Source organism: Collinsella sp. AM12-1, assembly GCF_003472325.1.
GTDB lineage: Bacteria > Actinomycetota > Coriobacteriia > Coriobacteriales > Coriobacteriaceae > Collinsella.
In genome coordinates, this window is record NZ_QRLS01000002.1 from 194,369 (window position 1) to 213,565 (window position 19,197).

Consider the following 19,197-nt stretch of genomic DNA (forward strand, 5'->3'; position numbering starts at 1 on the left):
CGACCGAAGATATCCCGTCTAACTAACGCAAACCCTCTACTGCATCCGCCAGAAGAGCGGCGGCTCTATCCTGAGCCAGACCACGCGCCGCCTGACGCATGGCGTCGCGCGCCGCCGCGTCATCGACCAGGTGCAGCAGCTCATCGGCAAAGGCAGAACCGTCGATATCGGCATCGGCGCAGAGCACGCCGGCCCCGGCGTCGACCAGATAACGGGCATTGGTGGTTTGGTGGTCGGCCGTCGCATGCGGGTACGGCACGAGCACCGAAGGCACGGCGAGCGCAGCGATCTCGGCCACGCTCGATGCTCCCGAACGCGATAGCACCAAATCGGCAGCAGCCAGCATGTCGCCCATGTTGTCGATGTAAGGCTGGACGCGGTAACGCTTCGCCTCCTCGAGCGTCAGCGCCAAAGCGCGCTCGGTCTCCTCAAAGCCGTCGGCACCCGTCGAATGCAACACATAGAGGTTCTTGCGCGAAAGCAGCTCGTTTTTGAGCGAAGCCACGCGCTCGTTGAGGTGCTGGGCGCCGAGTGAACCGCCAAAGACGAGCAGCAGCGTAGCGTCCTCGGGAACGCCAAGTGCCTTGCGGCCGCGAGCGCGATCGCCCTCGATCACCGAGCGACGTACGGGGTTGCCGGTCATGAGCACGTGGTCAGGGTCACCTTCGCGCTCAAAGACCGAACGCGCTGCCGGCACCGAGATGCACACGCGGGCGGCGTGGGAGTTCATCATCTTGTTGGCCAGGCCCGGAACAGAGTTCTGCTCATGCAGCAGATACGGAACGCCTGCGCCCTTGCACCACCCCAGCAGCGGAACCTCGACATAGGCACCAAAACCGATGGCGGCATCGGGCTTGCCGACCTTTGAGAAATGACTGGTGAGCGCACGCTTGGCCTTATTGACACGCCACAGCGAGGTCAGCGCCGTCCAAGGACGGGAGCGGTCGAAGCCCGTGACCGTAATGGGCACAAAACCAAACCCAGCCTCGGGGACCAAACGACCCTCGAGCTTGCGCGACTGGCCCACGAACACAACGTGGTGGCCACGGTCACGCAGTTCTTCGGCCAAGGCGAGCGCGGGGTTGATGTGTCCTGCCGTGCCGCCGGCTGCAATAGCAACGGTCATCTTATCGGTCATGGTAGTCCCTTCGTACACGCGGTCCCTGGTCGTCGGTGCGCAGACGCGCCGACGGGTCCGAGTTCAAATCGATTCGATTATATCCGCCGCCCGCGTTGCGAGGGCTGGGGCGCTGCGGACGACCTTGCGGAGCCGTTCGCGAGCGTGGACGAGCTGCCGGCTCGGATGCAGAACCATCCAGAACGGTAAAGCCGCTACGCGAAGGTCGTTCACCGCGCACATGGGCCACGCCGGCGGTGCTCTCGTCCATAACGGCAAAGCTCTCACGGCGGCGGTCATACTCATCGCGGCGGGCGCTCTCGTACGAAACGCGCAGGATCAACCCGGCAAGCATAAGCGACACAATAATCGACGAACCGCCGTAGCTAATAAACGGCAACGGTTTGCCCGTCATGGGAAACACGTTGAGGATGCCCAGCGCGTTAATCAAAAACTGCACCGCGAGAATGACCGCGGAGCCAGACGCCATAAGCGCGCCCCGACGGTCGGTCGCCTGCTCGGCAATGCGAAACGCCGAGTAGATCAGCATCGCAAACACCAAGAAGAACAGCACGGTTCCGACAAAACCGACTTCCTCGCCAATGATGGCCAGGATGTAGTCGTTGTGTGCCTCGGGCAGATACGAGTACTTCATGGTTGAGTTGCCGATGCCACGGCCGAACAGACCGCCCGAGGCAAAGGCCATGATGGCAAGCGTGGCCTGATAGCCGTCACCATACTCGTCGGCCCAAGGGTTCAAGGCAACCTGAATACGCACCATACGGTACGGCTCTGCGACAAGCGCAATCACGATCACGAGAATGCCGAAGATTATCACGCCGATGATAAATCTGGGGTCGAGACCCGCAAACAACGCCATGCACATGAGGGTCAACAGGATGATCAGGACAGTACCGAAATCGGGCTGGATAAAGATCAGAAAGAGCGAAATGCCCAGGTAGATGCCCATCTTGCGAAGGAATTCGTTGATGTTGCCACCCGGCGAAAAGAAGCGATCGAGCATGATGGCCGAATACGCGATGGCAAATGGCTTTAAAAACTCGGAAGGCTGGAACTGAATGCCGGCGATGTTGAGCCAGCGCGTGGCGCCACGGCTGCCGCTGCCCACCAAGAAAACCAGCAGAAGCAAAAACATCATGCCGATAAGGAAGATCCTGAGCATATCCTCCCCAAACCAGCTGTCCGGCAAAACGCGCACGATGGCAATCAGCGCCAAAACACCGACCACGGTAAACGCGGCCTGTCGACCCAAAAAAAACGTTGCCGAGCCATTCTCGTGCAGCGCCTCGACCGAAGACGCCGAGTACACCATCAGCAGGCCAAAGCACACCAAAGTAAACAGGCAGGCCATAAATATCAAACGGGGGCGCATGATACGGGCGGGAACGCCGGCAATATAGCGTTCGCTAAACGACTGCCCGCCGCGGCCGGAACGCGGTGTTATGCGCCGCGAGGAAGCACGGTCCGAGTCGGGCCTCCTCATACCTTGTCGGGGGCTCTCCTCTCTCACCGCAACCCCTATTCCATTTGTGATTTCGCTGCAGCGGCAAGCTGGGCCACGTAGTCCTTAAACACGCGGCCGCGCTCCTCATAGCCCGAGAACTCATCGAACGAAGAGCAGGCAGGAGAAAGTAAGATCACGTCACCACGGCTCGACAGCGAACGGGCGACGTCCACGGCGTCGCGTAGGTCATCCGCCTGGGCGATATCCACATCGCCATCGACATCGGCCTCGTCCATAGCGGCGGTGAAGCGCTCACGCGCATCGCCAAAGCAGACGACCGAGCGCACGTTGTCCATAACGAAGCGCGCGAAGTCCGTGAGCGGCGTGCCCTTATCGTGGCCGCCGAGCAGCAAGATCACATCGTCATCGGGAAATGCCGTCAGTGCCTTCTCGACCGCATCGGTGTTGGTCGCCTTGGAATCGTTGACGTAGCGCACGCCGTCAATCTCGCCACACGGCTCCACGCGGTGCTCGAGCGGCTGGAACGAGGCCAGACCGCGGCAGACGCCATCGACATCGGCACCGACTGCCAGGGCAGCCGTGGCAGCGCACAGGGCATTGATAACATTGTGATGGCCCGAGATCTTGAGCTCGGATGCAGCGATGAGCGGGGTCTCGACGCCCTTCAGGCGCACGACCATCTTGCCGTCGCGCACAAAGGCGGCATCCTCGCCCTCGGGCTCGTCAAAAGCGACCTTGCAGATGCGACGACCCGGCGTGTAGATGTACTCATCGAACTCGTGAATGCCGGCGTCTTCGACGTCGACAACCACCAGATCGTCATCGACCATATTCTCAAACAGTTTGATCTTGGCAAGCGCATAGTTCTTATGGCTCTTATGCCAGCCCAGGTGGTCGGGCGTGATGTTGAGCAGCACCGCCACGCGAGGATGAAGCTCGGCGGTCGTAGCAATCTGATAGCTCGAGAGCTCAGCCACAAACCACTCGTTATGGGCTCGGCCGTCAATCTCGTTGACCGGCGGCTCGCCGATGTTGCCGACAGCTACGCTGGCCTCGCCGGCAGCCTTGAGCAGATAATCAGTCAGCGACGTGGTGGTCGTCTTGCCGTTGGTACCCGTGATGGCAATCCAGTTATCGGGCGACAGGCGATAGGCAAACTCGGGCTCGCCCATAATCTGGGCGGCATGCTCGCGCCCGGACTTAAAGAAGCCCGAGAACTCCGAGATGCCCGGGCACGTCACACATACGTCATAGGCGCCCTCGACCTGTTCGGTGCCATAGACAAACGACGCACCAGCAGCCTCGAGCGCACGCGTGGCGTCATTGGGCTCAGAGGTGCCGCCGCCATACACGGTAACGGCACTTACGCGCTCGGGATGCGCCAGCGCCCAGCGGGCAACATCGAGACCGGATTTGCCCTGACCCAAAACGAGCAGGCTAAAGACATCAGCAAGAGGCATGAAAGACCACTATCCCAACTGGAAGAACAGAGCAAGGCCAACGGCACCAAAGGCAGCAGCGATAATCCAAAAACGGATAACGACCTTGGTCTCGGCCCAGCCCTTCTTTTCGAAATGATGATGGATGGGCGCCATAAGGAAGACGCGCTTGTGCGTAAAGTGGAAGTAGACAACCTGAATCATGACCGACAGGGTCTCAACGATAAACAGGCCGCCGATGATGAGGGAGACGACCTCGGTGTTGGTCATGATGGACGTGCAGGCAAACGCGGCGCCCAGGGCAAGCGAGCCGGTATCGCCCATAAAGATGCTCGCCGGATAGCAGTTGAACCACAGAAAGCCCAAGCAGGCACCGGCACACGCGGTGCAGAAGATGGACAGGTTCACGTCTCCGTGCAAAAACGCCATAGCAGCCATGGCGAGCATGGCGATCATGGAGGTGCCGCCAGCAAGACCGTCAAGGCCATCGGTCAGGTTCACGGCATTAGAAAGACCGGCGATCATCAGCCAGCAAAAGACAATGTAGAGCCACGGGAACGAATAGCCGCAGATGGTAGTCGAAAACACGCCAAGGTCGATCATCAGGCCGCCGGGAAAACGAATCTCGGGGGCGACGCCGCACCAGTTGACGGCAAGTACCGTAAAGGTGACACAGATAATGGTGAGGCCGATCATCTTGGCATGGGGCGTCAGACCGAGCGAGCGCCCATGCGTAACGGAGGTCAGGTCGTCGATCAGGCCCAGCACGCCGGTCGCCAGCGTGGCGAGCAGCACGAGCACGAGCTCGGTGGTGAGCTTGCCCATCAGCAGGCAGGTCAGCGAGATCGCGACGAGGATGACAACACCACCCATGGTGGGCGTTCCCTGCTTAACCAAATGACGCTTGGGGCCGTCGGCACGAACCTGCTGGCCGATACCCTCGACCTTGAGCAGCTTGATCCACCACGGCATAAGCAGCAGCGCAATGGCAGCGGCGATGCCAAGCCCCAAAAAAGCCTGATACGTTGGATACGAGGGATTGCCGAACATGGGCTAGCACACACCTTCCACAAAGCGGTCGAGCTCAACAAAGCGGGAACCCTTGACCAGTACAACATCATGTTTTTCAAGCGCGCCGCCCATGCGGTCGAGCACCTGCTGATAATCGGAGAACACCTGGATGCGGTCCTCGTCCATGCCCATCATGCGCGCGGCATCGGCCATAAGCTGGGCCAGCTCACCACCCACGCACGCCAGCATGTCGAGCTTCTTGGCGGCGGCATAGGCGCCCACGAGCTCATGCATGCGAGGAGCCTCATCGCCCATCTCGCCCATCTCGCCCAGGATCGCCATGCGAGACCCCGCGCACGAAAGCGAGCACAGCAGATCGAGACCGGCTGCCATCGATTCGGCGCTGGCGTTATAGGAGTCATCGATGATGCGTGCACCGCTCTTGGCGCGCTTGATCTCCTGGCGGTGACCGGTGATTGTGAGGCCCCTAAAGGCAGCATCGATCTGCTCGGGCGTCACGCCCAGGCGATAGGCAACCGCGGCGGCCTTAACGGCATTTGGAACGGACTGCACGCCGGGGATAGCAAGCATGGTATCGATTGTCTCGCCCTGACCAAAATCGAGCGTAAAGACCGGACGGCCCTCGTCATCAACACGAACTTCGCGGGCGCGGACCTCATCATCGTCCGAGACGCCGGCCAGCATCACATCGATACCAGCAGGCCGGGCGAACGTATCGCGAATGAACGGCGTAAAGTCGTCCTCACCGCCCAAAACCAGCAGCGGCAAGAAGTCGCCGGCGGCGCACATACCCTGGACAATCTCGGCCTTAGCGCGGGCGATGTTCTCGCGGCTGCCCAAAATGCCGATGTGAGAGGTGCCGATCTTACTCACGATGGCAAGGTTGGGATTGGCGGACTGGGACAGGCGCTCGATCTCGTGGAAATGGTTCATGCCCATCTCGAGCACCAGGACCTCGGTACCGGCCGGGGCGGAAAGCACCGTGAGCGGCATGCCGATCAGGTTATTGAAATTGCCCTTGGTGGCCCAGACACGATAGCGCTTGGCGAGTACAGCGGCGAGCACGTCCTTGGTCGTCGTCTTGCCGATGGAACCGGTAATGCCAACGACCAGGCAGCCAAGCTCCAGGCGGTACGCGTGCGCCAAACGAAGCAGAAACTCCTCGGGATCATCGGTCAGCAGGATGGCGCATCCCTTGTCCTGCGCCAGCGAGACCAACTCGGCATCGGGCTCACGCGTCATCACGACGGCGCCGGCACCCGACTGGACGGCTCGGGAAGCAAAATCATTGCCGTCGACGTTTTCACCGGGAAAGGCGACGAAAATCGTCCCTTCCTCGACCTGGCGCGAGTCGATAACGCACCCGCGGCATACCCGATCGACTTCTCCCGTCACGGTTCGGGCCCCTGTTGCGGCCGCGAGGTTGTTGACGGCGATCTCTATCATTGCAGCTCCCCTGTAAACCTAATAATGCTATCGGCGTATTGTATCCCAGCGCCGCGCATGCGTGGTGCAGGGCATGTGAACACCCCTCATATGGGACAACAAACCACGCCCCAAAGATTGTAACCCCCTACTTCGTGCGCGGGATGCCCAGCACGTCGAGCGCGTTGGCCATAATGGACTGGAACGGCACCGCAGCGGCATCTGAGCCGCTCGGCGTTCCGTCGAGCGTGATATAGCACAGCACCTTGGGTGATTGTGCCGGCGCAAAGCCCATAAAGGACGACATGTAGTTCTCCTTGAGGTAGCCGCCGTTCTCGTCGGCACGTTCGGCCGTGCCGGTCTTGCCCGCCACGTCATAGCCGTCAACCGCGCCGCCAACGCCCGTTCCCTCCGACACGACCGTCTGCATGCACGATGTCACCTGGGATGCTGCATCCTCAGAAATCGCACGCTCGCCTTCGCCCCAGTCCTTCTCGTCGCCTTTGCTGGACTTATAGAAGTGCGGGGTCATCATCACGCCGCCGTTGGCGATGCCGCCCACGGCACGTGCGATCTCAATCGGCGAGACAGACAGCGCCTGTCCAAAGCTCATCGAGCCCAGCGTGGCGCCGTCATACTGGTCACGCTCCTTGACGATGCCCAGGCTCTCGCCCGGAAAATCTACACCAGAGCTGTGACCGATGCCCCACTTGTCCACATAGGCGGCAAAGTCGTCGGCACCGATCTTGCGCCCCACCAGGACAAAGCCCACGTTGGACGAACGGCGCATCATCTCGCGCACATCCATGGTCATGGCATAGTCGCGCTTGTCGGCATCGGTGACGGTATCGTCGCCCACCTTGATGCTCGCCGGCACCTCAAACGACGTACTCGATCGCACGACGCCCAAGTCGAAGCCGGCGCCCGCCACGAGTGTCTTAAAGACCGAGCCGGGCTCGTAGGCGTCGGTAACCAGGCGCAGGTTCATATCCTCGGTCTTGGCGTTTTCCAAATCGGTCTGGTCGTAGGTCGGATACGAGCAGGCTGCCAAGATCTCTCCTGTCGTAGGATCGGTGACCAGCGCCGAGCCGTTCTTGGCCTTAGTCTTCTCAACTGCCTCTGCCAGGGCATCCTCGGCCGCACGCTGGATATTGACGTCGAGCGTCGTCACGATATCAACGCCGTCGACCGCAGCCACCTTTTTATAGGCACCGCCCGCGATATAGCTGCCGTCCCTCGCGCGCTCGCGTACGAGAGAACCGTTCGTGCCGGTCAGAAGCTTGTTGTATTGCTTTTCGAGACCAGTCAAGCCGTCGTTGTCTACATTCACTACACCCAGCACCTGCGATGCCAGATTGCCGTATGGATATACGCGCTTCATGGCCTGCTCAAAAAGCACGCCGGGCAGGTTCTTCTTCTCCAGCGCCACAGCATCGTCTTCGTCCACCTGGCGCTTGATATACACCCAGGTTCCATCGGACTCGACGAGCTTGCGGCAGGTCTTTTTATCGATTCCAGTTGCCTTGACCAGCGCCGACACCGTCTTGTCAACGTCCTCGACAAGCTGCGGGTTCACGGCGATGTTGCGACATTCGACCGACGACGCCAGCACGTTACCGTTGCGGTCGTAGATGGTGCCACGTTTGGCATAGAGGGTCTGCGCAAGCAGGCGACGCGCATCGGCACGCTCGCGCAGTTTATCGGCTTCGACAATTTGATAGTCGGCAAGGCGAAAGACGCCCAAGCCCAAGCCAAGCCCGATGAATCCCATGACGGCTTTGCGGCGAGGCAGCGGCGTGCCCGTGAGCCATTCGGTCGACGAACTCTTGCGCGACCTGGTGTTATGCACTTGAGGGCCACCCGAGCCGCGAAGTCGCGACGCCGGGTCGTTGCCACGGGACCGCCCGGCGTTGTAAGATTGCCGACCCGTTCCTTGATAACCAGAACGTCCCCGCGACGAGGGACGTCCAGAACCGCGGCCCCCATCGGAACCGCGGCGATAGTCATTTGTCATACTCAGCTACCGTCTTGCTACTGAGCGGTCGCGGTCGCGTTGGCGCCCGCGGCTGCATCCTGCGAAAAGTCAAGTGTAACGCTCTCGCTGGGCTCCACCATGCCATAAGCGCCCGCAAGGTCGCGAATGCGCGTGTCGGCGCCATAGACCGAATGCATGACCTCCAGGTCGGAGCTCTCATCGGTCGCCTTTTCGAGCGTGTTGGTAAGCTCGGCGTTGCTGTTGAGCACCTGGGCCGTAACGCCGGCGAGCGCCACGCGGGCGACGCCGATCGTCATGAAGATAGCCGCAATGATGCAAAACGTTTTAAGAACGCTCATGAAAACCGGGCTTACCGCCTGGTTTGCCTGACGGCCCGCGCCCGTGTAGACATCAAAGCGCGGCGTGCGCTGCTCACGGGGAGCAACGGGGGCCTGCGGCGTCTCACGATAGGCGGGCATGGCGTTCATATCATAGGCGAGTGCTGCGTTTGAAGTGTTGTAGCCCATGATATGCCGCCTCCCATCCCGAGTACGTTGGTAGTGTGTTTAAGCTTCGTTTATGGTGCGAGCGGGAGGTCCAATATCGCGCGGTCGCGCCTACAGACGCTGCGCCACGCGGATTTTGGCTGATCTCGCCCGAGGGTTGCGCTCAACCTCATCAGGCTGGGCAACCAGGGGTTTGCGGGTGATGACCTTGAGTATCGGCACGTTGCCGCACACGCACACCGGAATCTCCGGCGGACACGTGCACCCCTGGCTCATCTCCTTAAAGTGATTCTTTACGATACGATCCTCAAGCGAGTGATACGAGATGACGCAGATACGTCCGCCCGGGTTGAGCCACCTGGTGGCGGCATCAAGCCCTCGCTCGAGCACATCGAGCTCGTGATTGACCTCGATGCGAATGGCCTGGAAACTTTTCTTGGCCGGGTGTCCGCCATGCCGACGAGCGGCAGCCGGGATACCCGCCTTGATGATCTCGACAAATTGCCCGGTGGTTTCGATCGGTTCTTGCTCGCGGCGGCGCACGATCTCGCGCGCGATCTGCGAGGCGAACTTCTCTTCGCCGTAGACGCGTAGAATCCGGGCGAGGTCGTGTTCGTTATAGGTGTTGATGACCTCAGCTGCGTTTAAGGTGTTATTACCCGGATCCATCCGCATGTCCAATGGGGCGTCCTCGTTATACGAAAAGCCCCTGCCAGGGATATCGAGTTGCGGTGACGAAACGCCCAAATCGAACAGGAAGCCATCGACCCCGGGCACCTCGGCCGAGCAAAGCAGCTCGTCCAAGTCGCCGAAGTTGCCCTTCAGCAGCTGGTGCGGAACGCCGGGAACCTCGCGGTCCAGACGGGCGCCAGCGGCCTCGAGGGCCATGTCGTCCTGATCGACGCCGAGCAAAAGGCCCGTCTCCCCCACCTGCGCGGCCATCTTTACCGAATGGCCGGCACCGCCAAGGGTGCAATCGCAGACAACGGAGCCGCTCTTTAGCCGCAGCGATTCAAGTACTTCGCCGAGCATGACAGGTTCATGCCGATATTCTTGTGTCAAGATCCCACGCTCCATCCGTTACCCGTGCCTTGCCCTTACGAGAAGAAGAGGTCCAGCAGGGCCTCATCGTCATCGTCCTCATCGGCCGTAGCGCGGTCCCAAACCTCAAGGTGGTCGTAGTTGCCCACAACCGTGACCTCGCGGTCGAGGTTCGCCTGCTTGCGGAGAGACTCGGAAAGACCGATACGACCGGCGCTGTCCACGTCCATCGACGTGGTGCGCTTGTTGATCGCCCTCATGAGCTTCTGGTCGTTAATGTCACGCGGGTTAAAACCCTCGTGGCCCTCACGACCCGCGAAGAGTCCTTCGACCCACTTATCGAAGGCCTCGGCAGAGAACACGTACAGAGCATCGACATCCAGGGCTTTGAACACGCGAACGTGCTCTCCAAGCTCCTCGCGAAGGGGTGCAGGCAGGGACAGACGACCTTTTGCATCGAGATTGCGCTCGTATGCACCAGTCATTCCCATGTGCGCCCTCCCCTCGGTTACTCAGATGGCACGTACGCGGGGAACCACCCCGCCTGTCGACGTCATCAATAATATGGGGAACCGCCCCATTTTTCAACACCTTTCCCCACCCCTTCCCCCACCCCTCCCCACCATTCCACCCCCAATATGTTGTAAAACACCCCCGAGCATATGTTCGAAAACACAATATGTTGTGTTTGCAGCAAAGGCGGGATGCCACCTGTAGAACCACGCCCGCGAACCTCAACCTTCAAGTTGACCTTGAGGCGATTTTTACGTCCCTTTACACGCTGTTCACATCGCCCCCAAACTCCCCCACCCACGGTACACACGGCCCACCGCCGCGTCGGTGTCTAGCGAAAAATGGGACGAGCCCCAGATTGCCCATGCGCGCAAAAGTGCGTCTCAGCAATCTGGGGCCCGGCCCCTTTAGTATTTATAAATATGCAGGTCAGCGAGGTGCTAGCGATGTGCTAGCGGATGCGCCGCCAGATAGACCTCGGTCAGTTGCGTTCGGTCGACATGCGTGTAGACCTGCGTGGTCGAAATATCGGCATGGCCCAAAATCTCCTGCAGCACACGCAGGTCGGCACCGCCCGCGAGCATGTGGGTGGCAAAGGAGTGGCGCAAGGTATGGGGATGGAGCCCCACCAGCCCCACCTGACGCCCATACCGCTCGCATATCGCATGCACGGCCTGGCGCGACAGGCGACGTCCGTTCTTATTTAAAAAGACCGCCGAGGTCTCGGTTCCGCGGGCATGAGCCGCCAAGCGAGAACGTCCCTCAGTTACATAGAGCGTCAGAGCTCGCGCCGCGCTTCCCACCAGTGGGGACAGGCGTTCCTTTGAGCCCTTACCGCGAACGAGTACAAAGCCATCGTCAATATGGATATCGCCCACATCGAGCCCAACCAGCTCACTCACACGCAAACCGCATCCGTAGAGCACTTCCAAGATGGCATGGTCGCGCAGTCCCATCTCGCCCTCGGGAAAGTCTTGATCGAGCAGTGCCGAGACATCCTCCACCGATAGATACTCCGGCAAACGCTCAGCCTTTTTAGGCAGGCGCAACGCCGCCGTCGGGTTTTGGGCCACGGCCCCATCGCGCACCAAAAAGGCATGCAAGCCCTTCACGGCAGCAAGCGCGCGCTCCACCGAGGCGTCGGAATAGCCCCCATCGCGACGGTCGGCGACAAAGCCCTCCACGATCTGACGGGTCACCTCTTCAACAGACACAATACCCGCCCGCTCCAGATAGGCGCAGTACGTCGTCAGGTCACGACGATAGGCCGCAATCGTGTTGCGCGCCAAGCCCCGCTCGACCGCGAGGTAATCGAGATACTCCCCCGCCGCCACGGCGAGCGACGAGGGAGTAGCTTCGGTATGTTCCTTATTCGCCGGCACCCTTAGTCCGTAGCGAGGTTCATGGGCGTCACCTGCAGACGGTCGACACCCTCGTGCTGGCCAATCGAAGCGCGCACGAACTCGCGGAACAGCGGCTGTGGGTTGGTCGGGCGGCTCTTGAACTCGGGATGAGCCTGGGTTGCCACATACCACGGATGAACGTCGCGCGGCAGCTCGACCATCTCGACCAGGCGCTCGTCGGGCGACAGACCCGAGATAACCAAACCGGCGTCCTCGAGCTGGTCACGGAAAGCGTTGTTGAACTCAAAGCGGTGACGGTGACGCTCGTAGACGAGTTCCTCGCCATATGCCTCGCGAGCAAGGGTATCGGCGGCGAGCTTGCACGGATAGGCGCCCAGGCGCATGGTGCCGCCCTTCTCGGTCACGTCCTCCTGCGAGCTCATCAGATCGATGACGCTATACGGACCGTCCGGATCAAACTCGGAGGAGCTGGCACCGGCAAGGCCAACGACATTGCGGGCGAACTCGCACACGGCGACCTGCATACCCAGGCAAATGCCCAGATACGGTATCTTGTGCTCACGGGCAAACTCGGCCGCGAGGATCTTGCCCTCCAGGGCGCGCTTGCCAAAGCCGCCGGGGACCAGGATGCCCGAGGCGTCGCCCAGAACCTCGGAGACATTCTGCTCGTCGAGGCTCTCGCCGTCGACCAGCTGGACGTCCACATGGCGATCGTAGAAGACGCCCGCATGGTGCAGGGCCTCGATAACCGACAGGTACGCATCGGGCAGCTGCGTGTACTTACCCACGACGGCAATCTTAACCTTATCGGCGTGATGATTGGCATGGTTCTGCTTACGCAGGAACTCATTCCACTCGCTCATGTCGCGCTCACGCGGGTCCAGGCCCAGGCGCTCGCAAATACGCAGGTCAAAGTCCTGCTCGGCAAGCAGCTGCGGCACGTCGTAGATGCTCGCGCAGTCCTCATTGGTAAAGACGCAATCGGTGTCGACGTCGCAGAAGCTTGCGATCTTTCCGCGGATAGCGTCATCGATATGGTGGTCGGAGCGCAGCACGATAATATCGGGCTGGATGCCAAAGCTGCGGAGCTCCTTGACGGAATGCTGCGTGGGCTTGGTCTTGACCTCGTGGGCGGCGGCAATATAGGGAACGAGCGACACGTGGATGTAGCAGACGTTCTCGGGGCCGGCCTCCTTGCGGTACTGACGGATGGCCTCCACAAACGGTTGGGACTCGATGTCGCCGATCGTGCCGCCCAGCTCGGTGATGACTACATCGGAGCCGGTCTGCTCTTCGATGCGGCGGAACTTATCCTTAATGGCATTGGTGACGTGAGGAATCACCTGCACGGTACCGCCCAAAAAGTCGCCGCGACGCTCGCGGGCGATTAGGCTTTTGTAGATGGCACCGGTCGTAAAGTTGGAATCGCGGGTCAGGTTCTCATCAATAAAGCGCTCGTAATGACCCAGGTCCAGGTCGGACTCGTAACCATCCTCGGTTACAAAGACCTCACCATGCTGGAACGGGCTCATGGTACCGGGGTCGACGTTCAGATACGGGTCGGCCTTCTGCATCGTTACTTTGTAGCCACGCGACTTGAGCAGACGGCCCAGCGAGGCCGCGGTGATACCCTTGCCCAGGGACGAAACCACGCCACCGGTTACGAACACATGCTTGGTCATATTGAGTTACCTGCGCTTCCCGTAGAAGTTGTTTATCCACATCTTACGGGTCTTCATTGTAATACTCGCGCCGCGGACCGTCCGCAATTATTCTCGCGTGCGATTGCATTTCTCAATCTTGAAACAAAACGCCGCCCGGTTTCCCAGGCGGCGTCGCTATGGCAAGGGTTACATGCTGCTATCGATCAGCAACCTCGTCCTCAAGCATTTCTTGAACGAGCATGCCGGTACGGACGCCTTCAAGATACCACTCACCACGTTCGGTGAGGCAAATGCCATTTGCAAGCTGACCGCCGTCGTCGCTATAACGCGAGACGACATCAATCATACCTTCGGAATCCAAGCGATCGATTGCGGCGCGGGCACGATACGGCGAAACCCCCACGCGCTCGGCAAGCGTTTTGCGCGAGAAACCATACGGCCCGCCATTGTCTTCGGTTTGCTGGTCGATCTCCATCAACACCAGCACCTCGACACGCTTCATATCGTTGACACTCGCACGACCCTTGCCCGCCATAGCAGCCTCCTCAAACCGAGCACGAGCATCTAACGCGACGTGCGCGACCGACACACCTCACGATGGCAGGTAATATCCATCATGCGGCATCCCGCTAAGGATGAAACAGTTACGGTTATTGTATACCGCTCAAATTGTTTCTAGGCAGGTAAACAGCTATTTTTCGCCGAAATAGACGCTTTATTGATCAAAAAGCCGTACCGGGCGCTAACCCGATACGGCCAAAATGCAATGCAATTACCGCGGTGCTTCAAACTTAGCGATGGAAGAAACCGCGGCGCTCAAACTTGGGCTCGCAGCACACGTTGATGCCCAACTTGCGCAGTACCGTCTCGTCCGTCGGCGAGATAATCACGCTAAAGAAGGCATCGCAACCGCGCAGCTGCTCCAGGCCCGAAAGGACGCGAGCGGCCGTCTCACTCGTGGCCGAGGTGATCGACAGCGCCATAAGCGTCTCGTCGGTGTGGAGGCGCGGGTTTTTGCTGCCCAGGAAATGCGTCTTGAGCTTGCTGATGGGCTCGATCGCCTCATCGCTAATGACCTCGAGCTCAAGGTCGACGCCCGAGACATGCTTGAGGGCGTTCATAATGAGCGAACTTGCGGCGCCCAGGCGCGTGGAGGTCTTACCGGTCACCACGGAGCCATCGGGCATGACCATGGCACCCACGGGACCACCCGTCAGCTGCTCCCTGGTGAGGGCCGCCGAGCGCGCCGGTGAGTAGTTCTTATCGATGCCGGCTTTCTTCATAATAATCTTGAGACGGTCGACTTGCTCATCGCCCACGCCGGTACGGCGCACATTTTCGACCGCGGTAAAGTAGCGGCGGACGATCTCCATCTTGGAAGCGTCGCGGCAGGCATCGTCATCGGTGATGGCAAAGCCGACCATATTGACGCCCATGTCCGTAGGGCTCTGGTAGGGGCTCTTGCCCAGGATCTTTTCCATCAGGGCACGGACTACCGGGAAGGCCTCGACGTCGCGGTTGTAGTTGACCGTGGTCTTGTTGTAGGCCTCAAGGTGGAACGAATCGATGATATTGGCGTCGTCGAGGTCAGCCGTGGCGGCCTCGTAGGCAATATTGACCGGATGCGTCAGAGGAAGATTCCAGACCGGGAAGGTCTCAAACTTGGCATAGCCGGCGGCGGTACCGTGCTTATGCTCGTGATACAGCTGCGAGAGGCAAGTGGCGAGCTTGCCCGAGCCGGGGCCGGGTGCCGTCACGACAACGAGCGGACGCGTGGTCTCGACAAACTCGTTCTTGCCGTAGCCATCGTCGGACACGATCAGATCGACATCGTGCGGATACCCCTCGATGGGATAGTGCAGCTTGGCGGGAATACCGAGCGCGTTCAAGCGGTTGCGGAACACATCGGCAGCAGGCTGGCCGGCGTACTGGGTGATAACCACAGCCGCGACGGCAAAGCCGTTGCCGCGGAACAGGTCAACCAGGCGCAGCACATCCTCGTCATAGGTAATGCCAAGGTCACCACGAGCCTTGTTTTTCTCGATGTGGTTCGCGTTGATCGCGATGATAACCTCGACATCGTCGGCGATGCTTTTGAGCATGCGGAACTTGCTGTCCGGCTCAAAACCCGGTAGCACGCGGCTGGCATGATAGTCATCGAACAGCTTACCGCCAAACTCCAAATAGAGCTTGCCACCAAACTGCGAGATGCGCTCCTTAATGTGAGCAGCCTGCAGCTCGATATACTTCGCATTGTCGAAACCCTGGCGCATGTATGGCTCCCGTCCCGTTTCCATTTATTGTTCTAGGCGATTATAACGGAGCAGACCCTCCCCAGCGCCCAAGCAATCAACTGGCACCAACCAAACACGCCATCGATAAGTTGCGGTGAAATAGTTCCCGTTTAACCCCTCAAGACGACCAAACGGGAACTATTCCACCGCAACTTCCCCTTTTGGCGCAAAGTAACCTGACCCCTTTGCACCAACAGCAGAAACGTCGCGGGCAGAGAACGGACAGCGAACAGGCGCCAGAGCGAGCAAGCCGCCCCCTGCGCCAACAATGGCAGCGCCGCAGGTTGAGCATAAGTCAGCGAAAGCCCGCCAGAGCGAGCAAGGTGACGTGAAAGAGGAGGGCATAGGCCTTTTGGCCATGCCCGACGATTGAACGTCAGATTGCCGCTCTGGCGGGCTTGCAGCGTCGAGTGGTTCCGGCGTTTGGTAAAACGCCGGAACACAAGAGCGCCCCCTCCCGCGCACGGAACGGGAGGGGGCCAAAGGTAGGAGTCTACCGGTGGGGTTACCCCACCGGACAGACGATGACCAGGTGATCCGTTATAGGATCGTCATGGTTTCCGTGGGGTACCCAAGGGGTACTTAGAGCATCACGCAAGCGACGGTCAGGATGATGGCGCAGACGACGGAGAGAGCGACGATGAGCTTAAGAGCAAACTTGAGCCAGGTCGTCCACTCGATCTTGGCCAGGGCAAGACCGCCCATGATGGCGCCAGAGGTCGGGGTGAACAGGTTCACGACGCCGATGGCGGCGGAGAAGATCATGACCATGACCTCGGGCGAGAAGCCGAGCTTAACAGCCAGCGGTCCCATGATGGGCATGGAGACAGTAGCCATACCGGAGGTCGAGGGGATCAGGAAGGACAGGCCGAAGTAGACCAGGAAGCTCATGGGAGCGAAGATCACGCCGGACAGGCCAGCCAGAGCATTGGCGGCAGCGTCGAGGACGTAGACGTCGAGGCCGGTGCTAGCCATGAGGACGGAGATACCACGGGCGAGGGCGATGACGAGGACAACGGACATCATGTCGGCAGCGCCGGTGATGAAGGTGTTGACGATCTGCTTCTCGGACAGGCCGCCGATGATACCGATCAGGACAGCCATGAGGAAGAACCAGGTGGAAGCCTCGTCGAAGTACCACTGACCAATGGGCAGGCCGGTGATCAGAGCAGACCAGCCCTGAACGATGGCGTTACCGTCGGCGTCATAGACAGCGCCAGCATCGAAGAAGTTGGCGACGCCCTCGTTAAGGTCGGCCAGCGGGATGAAGCCGACGATCATGACGACGAAGGTGAAGGCAAAGGCGATCAGAACACCCTTCTGACGACCGGTGAGCTTGACCTCCTTGTGAACCTCGGAAGCAGCCTTGCCGTGAGCCTCTTCGGCGTCCTTGAGCTCCTGCATCGAAAGGATGGTGGAACCCTTGTCAGCCTTGACCTTCTTGGCATAGCTCATGACGAAGAAGATGGACATGGCGGTGGTAACAATCCACAGGACGGCACCGAGGCCGATGATGATGGACTGGTTGACCTCAATGCCAACGCCGGTCAGAGCGTCGACGGCAGCGCCGACGGCAAACGGGTTAACCGTGGAGCCGAGGCAGCCGCAGCCAGCGCCGAGCAGGACGGTTGCAGCGCCGACCATGGGGTCGAAGCCAGCAGCCATCATGGTAGCGGCGAGCAGGGCGTAGAAGGGAACGGTCTCCTCGCACATACCATAGGTGGTACCACCGAGGGAGAAGATGAGCATCAGCACGGGAATGAGCATGATCTCATTGCCCTTAAGCTTCTGCACCAGAACGGCAATGCCGTTGTCCAGGGCGCCGGTCTCGGTCATCATGCCGAGGAAGCCGCCGAGGATCATAACGAAGAGGCAGACGGGCAGAGCGTCAGCGAAGCCCTTGACCGGGGCGGTGCAGAAATCGCTCAAGCGGGCAGCGGTAACCGCGCCACCGGACGTACCGGAGACGATAACGGTAACAACCGCGACGATTGCCAGCAGAGCAAGAAGAATGGTGAACGATGAAGGCATACCGCGCTTTTTCTTAGCGGTCTCAGTCATAGTTCTCATCCCCCCTTCATAAATCATTTACTGATCTCGCCCGAAGCGGCTCTTCCGTGCCGTGCATGTCGTTCGGTGCGAGATTTTTACCAGACAAAAGTGCTCGGGGTGCGCAGCAATGCACCCCGAGCGAGATGCTAGATGCTCTTACTTGAGCGTAGCGTACATGACAGCCTTGATGGTGTGCATGCGGTTCTCGGCCTCGTCGAAGACCTTGGAAGCGGGGCTCTCGAAGACCTCGTCGGTGACCTCCTGCTCGGTGATGCCGAACTGCTCGCACTTCTCGGCGCCAATCGTGGTGTTGGTGTCGTGGAAGCTGGGCAGGCAGTGCAGGAAGATGGCACCCGGGTTGGCCATAGCCATGACCTCGGAGGTAACGCGATACGGGGTGAGCTGAGCGATGCGCTCGGCCCAGACCTCGTCGGGCTCGCCCATGGAGACCCACACGTCGGTGTAGAGAACGTCGGCACCGGTGACGCCGTCCTTGACGTCGGTGGTCAGCTTGATGGTGCAGCCGTTGGCCTCGGCGATGGGCTTGCAGGCCTCGATGACGTCGTCAGCGGGCATGCACTCCTCGGGGCCGCAGGCCACGAAGTTCATGCCGAGCTTGGAGCAGACAACCATGAGGGAGCGAGCGACGTTGTTCTTGCAGTCGCCCATGAAGACGAGGGTCTTGCCCTTGATGTCGTAGTTGAAGTTCTCCTGGACGGTCAGGATGTCGGCGAGCATCTGGGTGGGGTGCCACTCAGTGGTCAGGCCGTTCCACACGGGCACGCCGGACTTAGCGGCGAGCTCCTCGACGTCGTCCTGGGCAAAGCCGCGGAACTCGATGCCGTCATACATGCGGCCGAGAACGCGAGCGGTGTCCTCGATGGACTCCTTCTTGCCCATCTGGGACGAACCGGGATCGAGGTAGGTAACGCCCATGCCCAGGTCCATGCCGCCGACCTCGAAGGCGCAGCGGGTACGAGTGGAGGTCTTCTGGAAGAGCAGGACGATGTTCTTGCCCTCGAGATAGCGGTGCGGAACGCCAGCACGCTTCATGTCCTTGAAGTTCTTGGAGAGCTTGAGCAGGTACTCAATCTCCTCGGTGGTGAGGTCGAGGAGCTTGAGGAAGCTACGGCCGGAGAGGTTAACACCCATGGTTCGTTTCCTTTCGAAAAAGTGAATTACTAAAAAGTGGTGCCCGTTTGACGGGCGAAACCGGTGCGGTTGTAGGGGGACCGCACCGGAACCGTTAAAACCTTAGAGGTCCTCGCGCCAGAAGGGCATGCTCATGC

At 60.1% G+C, this 19,197-nt stretch carries 15 protein-coding genes; all 15 read right to left on the minus strand.

Annotated features, from left to right (window positions below; translation table 11 throughout):
• Positions 1–22: 22 nt before the first annotated feature.
• Complete coding sequence (gene murG, locus DW136_RS02285) at positions 23–1,138, minus strand: undecaprenyldiphospho-muramoylpentapeptide beta-N-acetylglucosaminyltransferase (protein WP_118288978.1); 1,116 nt, start codon at positions 1,136–1,138, stop codon at positions 23–25.
• Positions 1,128–2,621, minus strand: coding sequence for a putative lipid II flippase FtsW (ftsW, locus tag DW136_RS02290; protein ID WP_118288979.1), 1,494 nt, complete (start codon positions 2,619–2,621; stop codon positions 1,128–1,130). Before ftsW ends, murG begins: the two co-directional genes overlap by 11 nt.
• Before the next feature lie 35 nt (positions 2,622–2,656).
• On the minus strand, positions 2,657–4,063 hold the full coding sequence (gene murD / locus DW136_RS02295; RefSeq protein WP_118288980.1) for a UDP-N-acetylmuramoyl-L-alanine--D-glutamate ligase: 1,407 nt from the start codon (positions 4,061–4,063) through the stop codon (positions 2,657–2,659).
• Positions 4,064–4,072: 9 nt separating this feature from the next.
• Positions 4,073–5,092 (minus strand): phospho-N-acetylmuramoyl-pentapeptide-transferase, encoded by a 1,020-nt coding sequence (gene mraY / locus DW136_RS02300; RefSeq protein ID WP_118288981.1) that lies wholly within the window; start codon positions 5,090–5,092, stop codon positions 4,073–4,075.
• A gap of 3 nt (positions 5,093–5,095) precedes the next feature.
• Positions 5,096–6,520, minus strand: a complete 1,425-nt coding sequence (murF, locus tag DW136_RS02305; protein WP_117637515.1) for a UDP-N-acetylmuramoyl-tripeptide--D-alanyl-D-alanine ligase — start codon at positions 6,518–6,520, stop codon at positions 5,096–5,098.
• 127 nt (positions 6,521–6,647) lie between these two features.
• Positions 6,648–8,348 carry a peptidoglycan D,D-transpeptidase FtsI family protein gene (locus DW136_RS02310; protein ID WP_369831529.1) on the minus strand — a complete coding sequence of 567 codons (1,701 nt, stop codon included), beginning with the start codon at positions 8,346–8,348 and terminating at the stop codon, positions 6,648–6,650.
• A gap of 182 nt (positions 8,349–8,530) precedes the next feature.
• Complete coding sequence (locus DW136_RS02315) at positions 8,531–9,001, minus strand: hypothetical protein (RefSeq protein WP_117584230.1); 471 nt, start codon at positions 8,999–9,001, stop codon at positions 8,531–8,533.
• Positions 9,002–9,091: 90 nt separating this feature from the next.
• Complete coding sequence (gene rsmH / locus DW136_RS02320; protein WP_006234266.1) at positions 9,092–10,057, minus strand: 16S rRNA (cytosine(1402)-N(4))-methyltransferase RsmH; 966 nt, start codon at positions 10,055–10,057, stop codon at positions 9,092–9,094.
• Positions 10,058–10,077: 20 nt separating this feature from the next.
• Positions 10,078–10,512 carry a division/cell wall cluster transcriptional repressor MraZ gene (locus DW136_RS02325; protein ID WP_035137949.1) on the minus strand — a complete coding sequence of 145 codons (435 nt, stop codon included), beginning with the start codon at positions 10,510–10,512 and terminating at the stop codon, positions 10,078–10,080.
• Positions 10,513–10,974: 462 nt separating this feature from the next.
• A complete protein-coding gene (gene xerD, locus DW136_RS02330; RefSeq protein WP_199410729.1) occupies positions 10,975–11,916 on the minus strand; it encodes a site-specific tyrosine recombinase XerD in 942 nt (313 codons plus the stop codon).
• A 2-nt stretch (positions 11,917–11,918) separates the two neighbouring features.
• Positions 11,919–13,580, minus strand: coding sequence for a CTP synthase (locus tag DW136_RS02335; RefSeq protein ID WP_006234274.1), 1,662 nt, complete (start codon positions 13,578–13,580; stop codon positions 11,919–11,921).
• Between the two features lie 178 nt (positions 13,581–13,758).
• Positions 13,759–14,097: a hypothetical protein gene (locus DW136_RS02340; protein ID WP_040358312.1), complete on the minus strand. Its 339-nt coding sequence runs from the start codon at positions 14,095–14,097 to the stop codon at positions 13,759–13,761.
• A 256-nt stretch (positions 14,098–14,353) separates the two neighbouring features.
• Complete coding sequence (locus DW136_RS02345; RefSeq protein ID WP_006234276.1) at positions 14,354–15,835, minus strand: DUF1846 domain-containing protein; 1,482 nt, start codon at positions 15,833–15,835, stop codon at positions 14,354–14,356.
• Between the two features lie 603 nt (positions 15,836–16,438).
• Positions 16,439–17,926, minus strand: a complete 1,488-nt coding sequence (locus DW136_RS02350; RefSeq protein ID WP_369831814.1) for a YfcC family protein — start codon at positions 17,924–17,926, stop codon at positions 16,439–16,441.
• A 138-nt stretch (positions 17,927–18,064) separates the two neighbouring features.
• Entirely contained in the window at positions 18,065–19,060 is a 996-nt protein-coding gene (gene argF / locus DW136_RS02355; RefSeq protein WP_117584234.1) for an ornithine carbamoyltransferase, read from the minus strand.
• Positions 19,061–19,197 lie beyond the last annotated feature (137 nt).

Coding starts and splice junctions, on each gene's coding strand:
- murG (WP_118288978.1), bottom strand. CDS start 1,138: ATGACCGATAAGATGACCGTTGCTATTGCAGCCGGCGGCACGGCAGGA.
- ftsW (WP_118288979.1), bottom strand. CDS start 2,621: ATGAGGAGGCCCGACTCGGACCGTGCTTCCTCGCGGCGCATAACACCG.
- murD (WP_118288980.1), bottom strand. CDS start 4,063: ATGCCTCTTGCTGATGTCTTTAGCCTGCTCGTTTTGGGTCAGGGCAAA.
- mraY (WP_118288981.1), bottom strand. CDS start 5,092: ATGTTCGGCAATCCCTCGTATCCAACGTATCAGGCTTTTTTGGGGCTT.
- murF (WP_117637515.1), bottom strand. CDS start 6,520: ATGATAGAGATCGCCGTCAACAACCTCGCGGCCGCAACAGGGGCCCGA.
- DW136_RS02315 (WP_117584230.1), bottom strand. CDS start 9,001: ATGGGCTACAACACTTCAAACGCAGCACTCGCCTATGATATGAACGCC.
- rsmH (WP_006234266.1), bottom strand. CDS start 10,057: ATGGAGCGTGGGATCTTGACACAAGAATATCGGCATGAACCTGTCATG.
- DW136_RS02325 (WP_035137949.1), bottom strand. CDS start 10,512: ATGGGAATGACTGGTGCATACGAGCGCAATCTCGATGCAAAAGGTCGT.
- DW136_RS02335 (WP_006234274.1), bottom strand. CDS start 13,580: ATGACCAAGCATGTGTTCGTAACCGGTGGCGTGGTTTCGTCCCTGGGC.
- DW136_RS02340 (WP_040358312.1), bottom strand. CDS start 14,097: ATGGCGGGCAAGGGTCGTGCGAGTGTCAACGATATGAAGCGTGTCGAG.
- DW136_RS02345 (WP_006234276.1), bottom strand. CDS start 15,835: ATGCGCCAGGGTTTCGACAATGCGAAGTATATCGAGCTGCAGGCTGCT.
- DW136_RS02350 (WP_369831814.1), bottom strand. CDS start 17,926: ATGAGAACTATGACTGAGACCGCTAAGAAAAAGCGCGGTATGCCTTCA.
- argF (WP_117584234.1), bottom strand. CDS start 19,060: ATGGGTGTTAACCTCTCCGGCCGTAGCTTCCTCAAGCTCCTCGACCTC.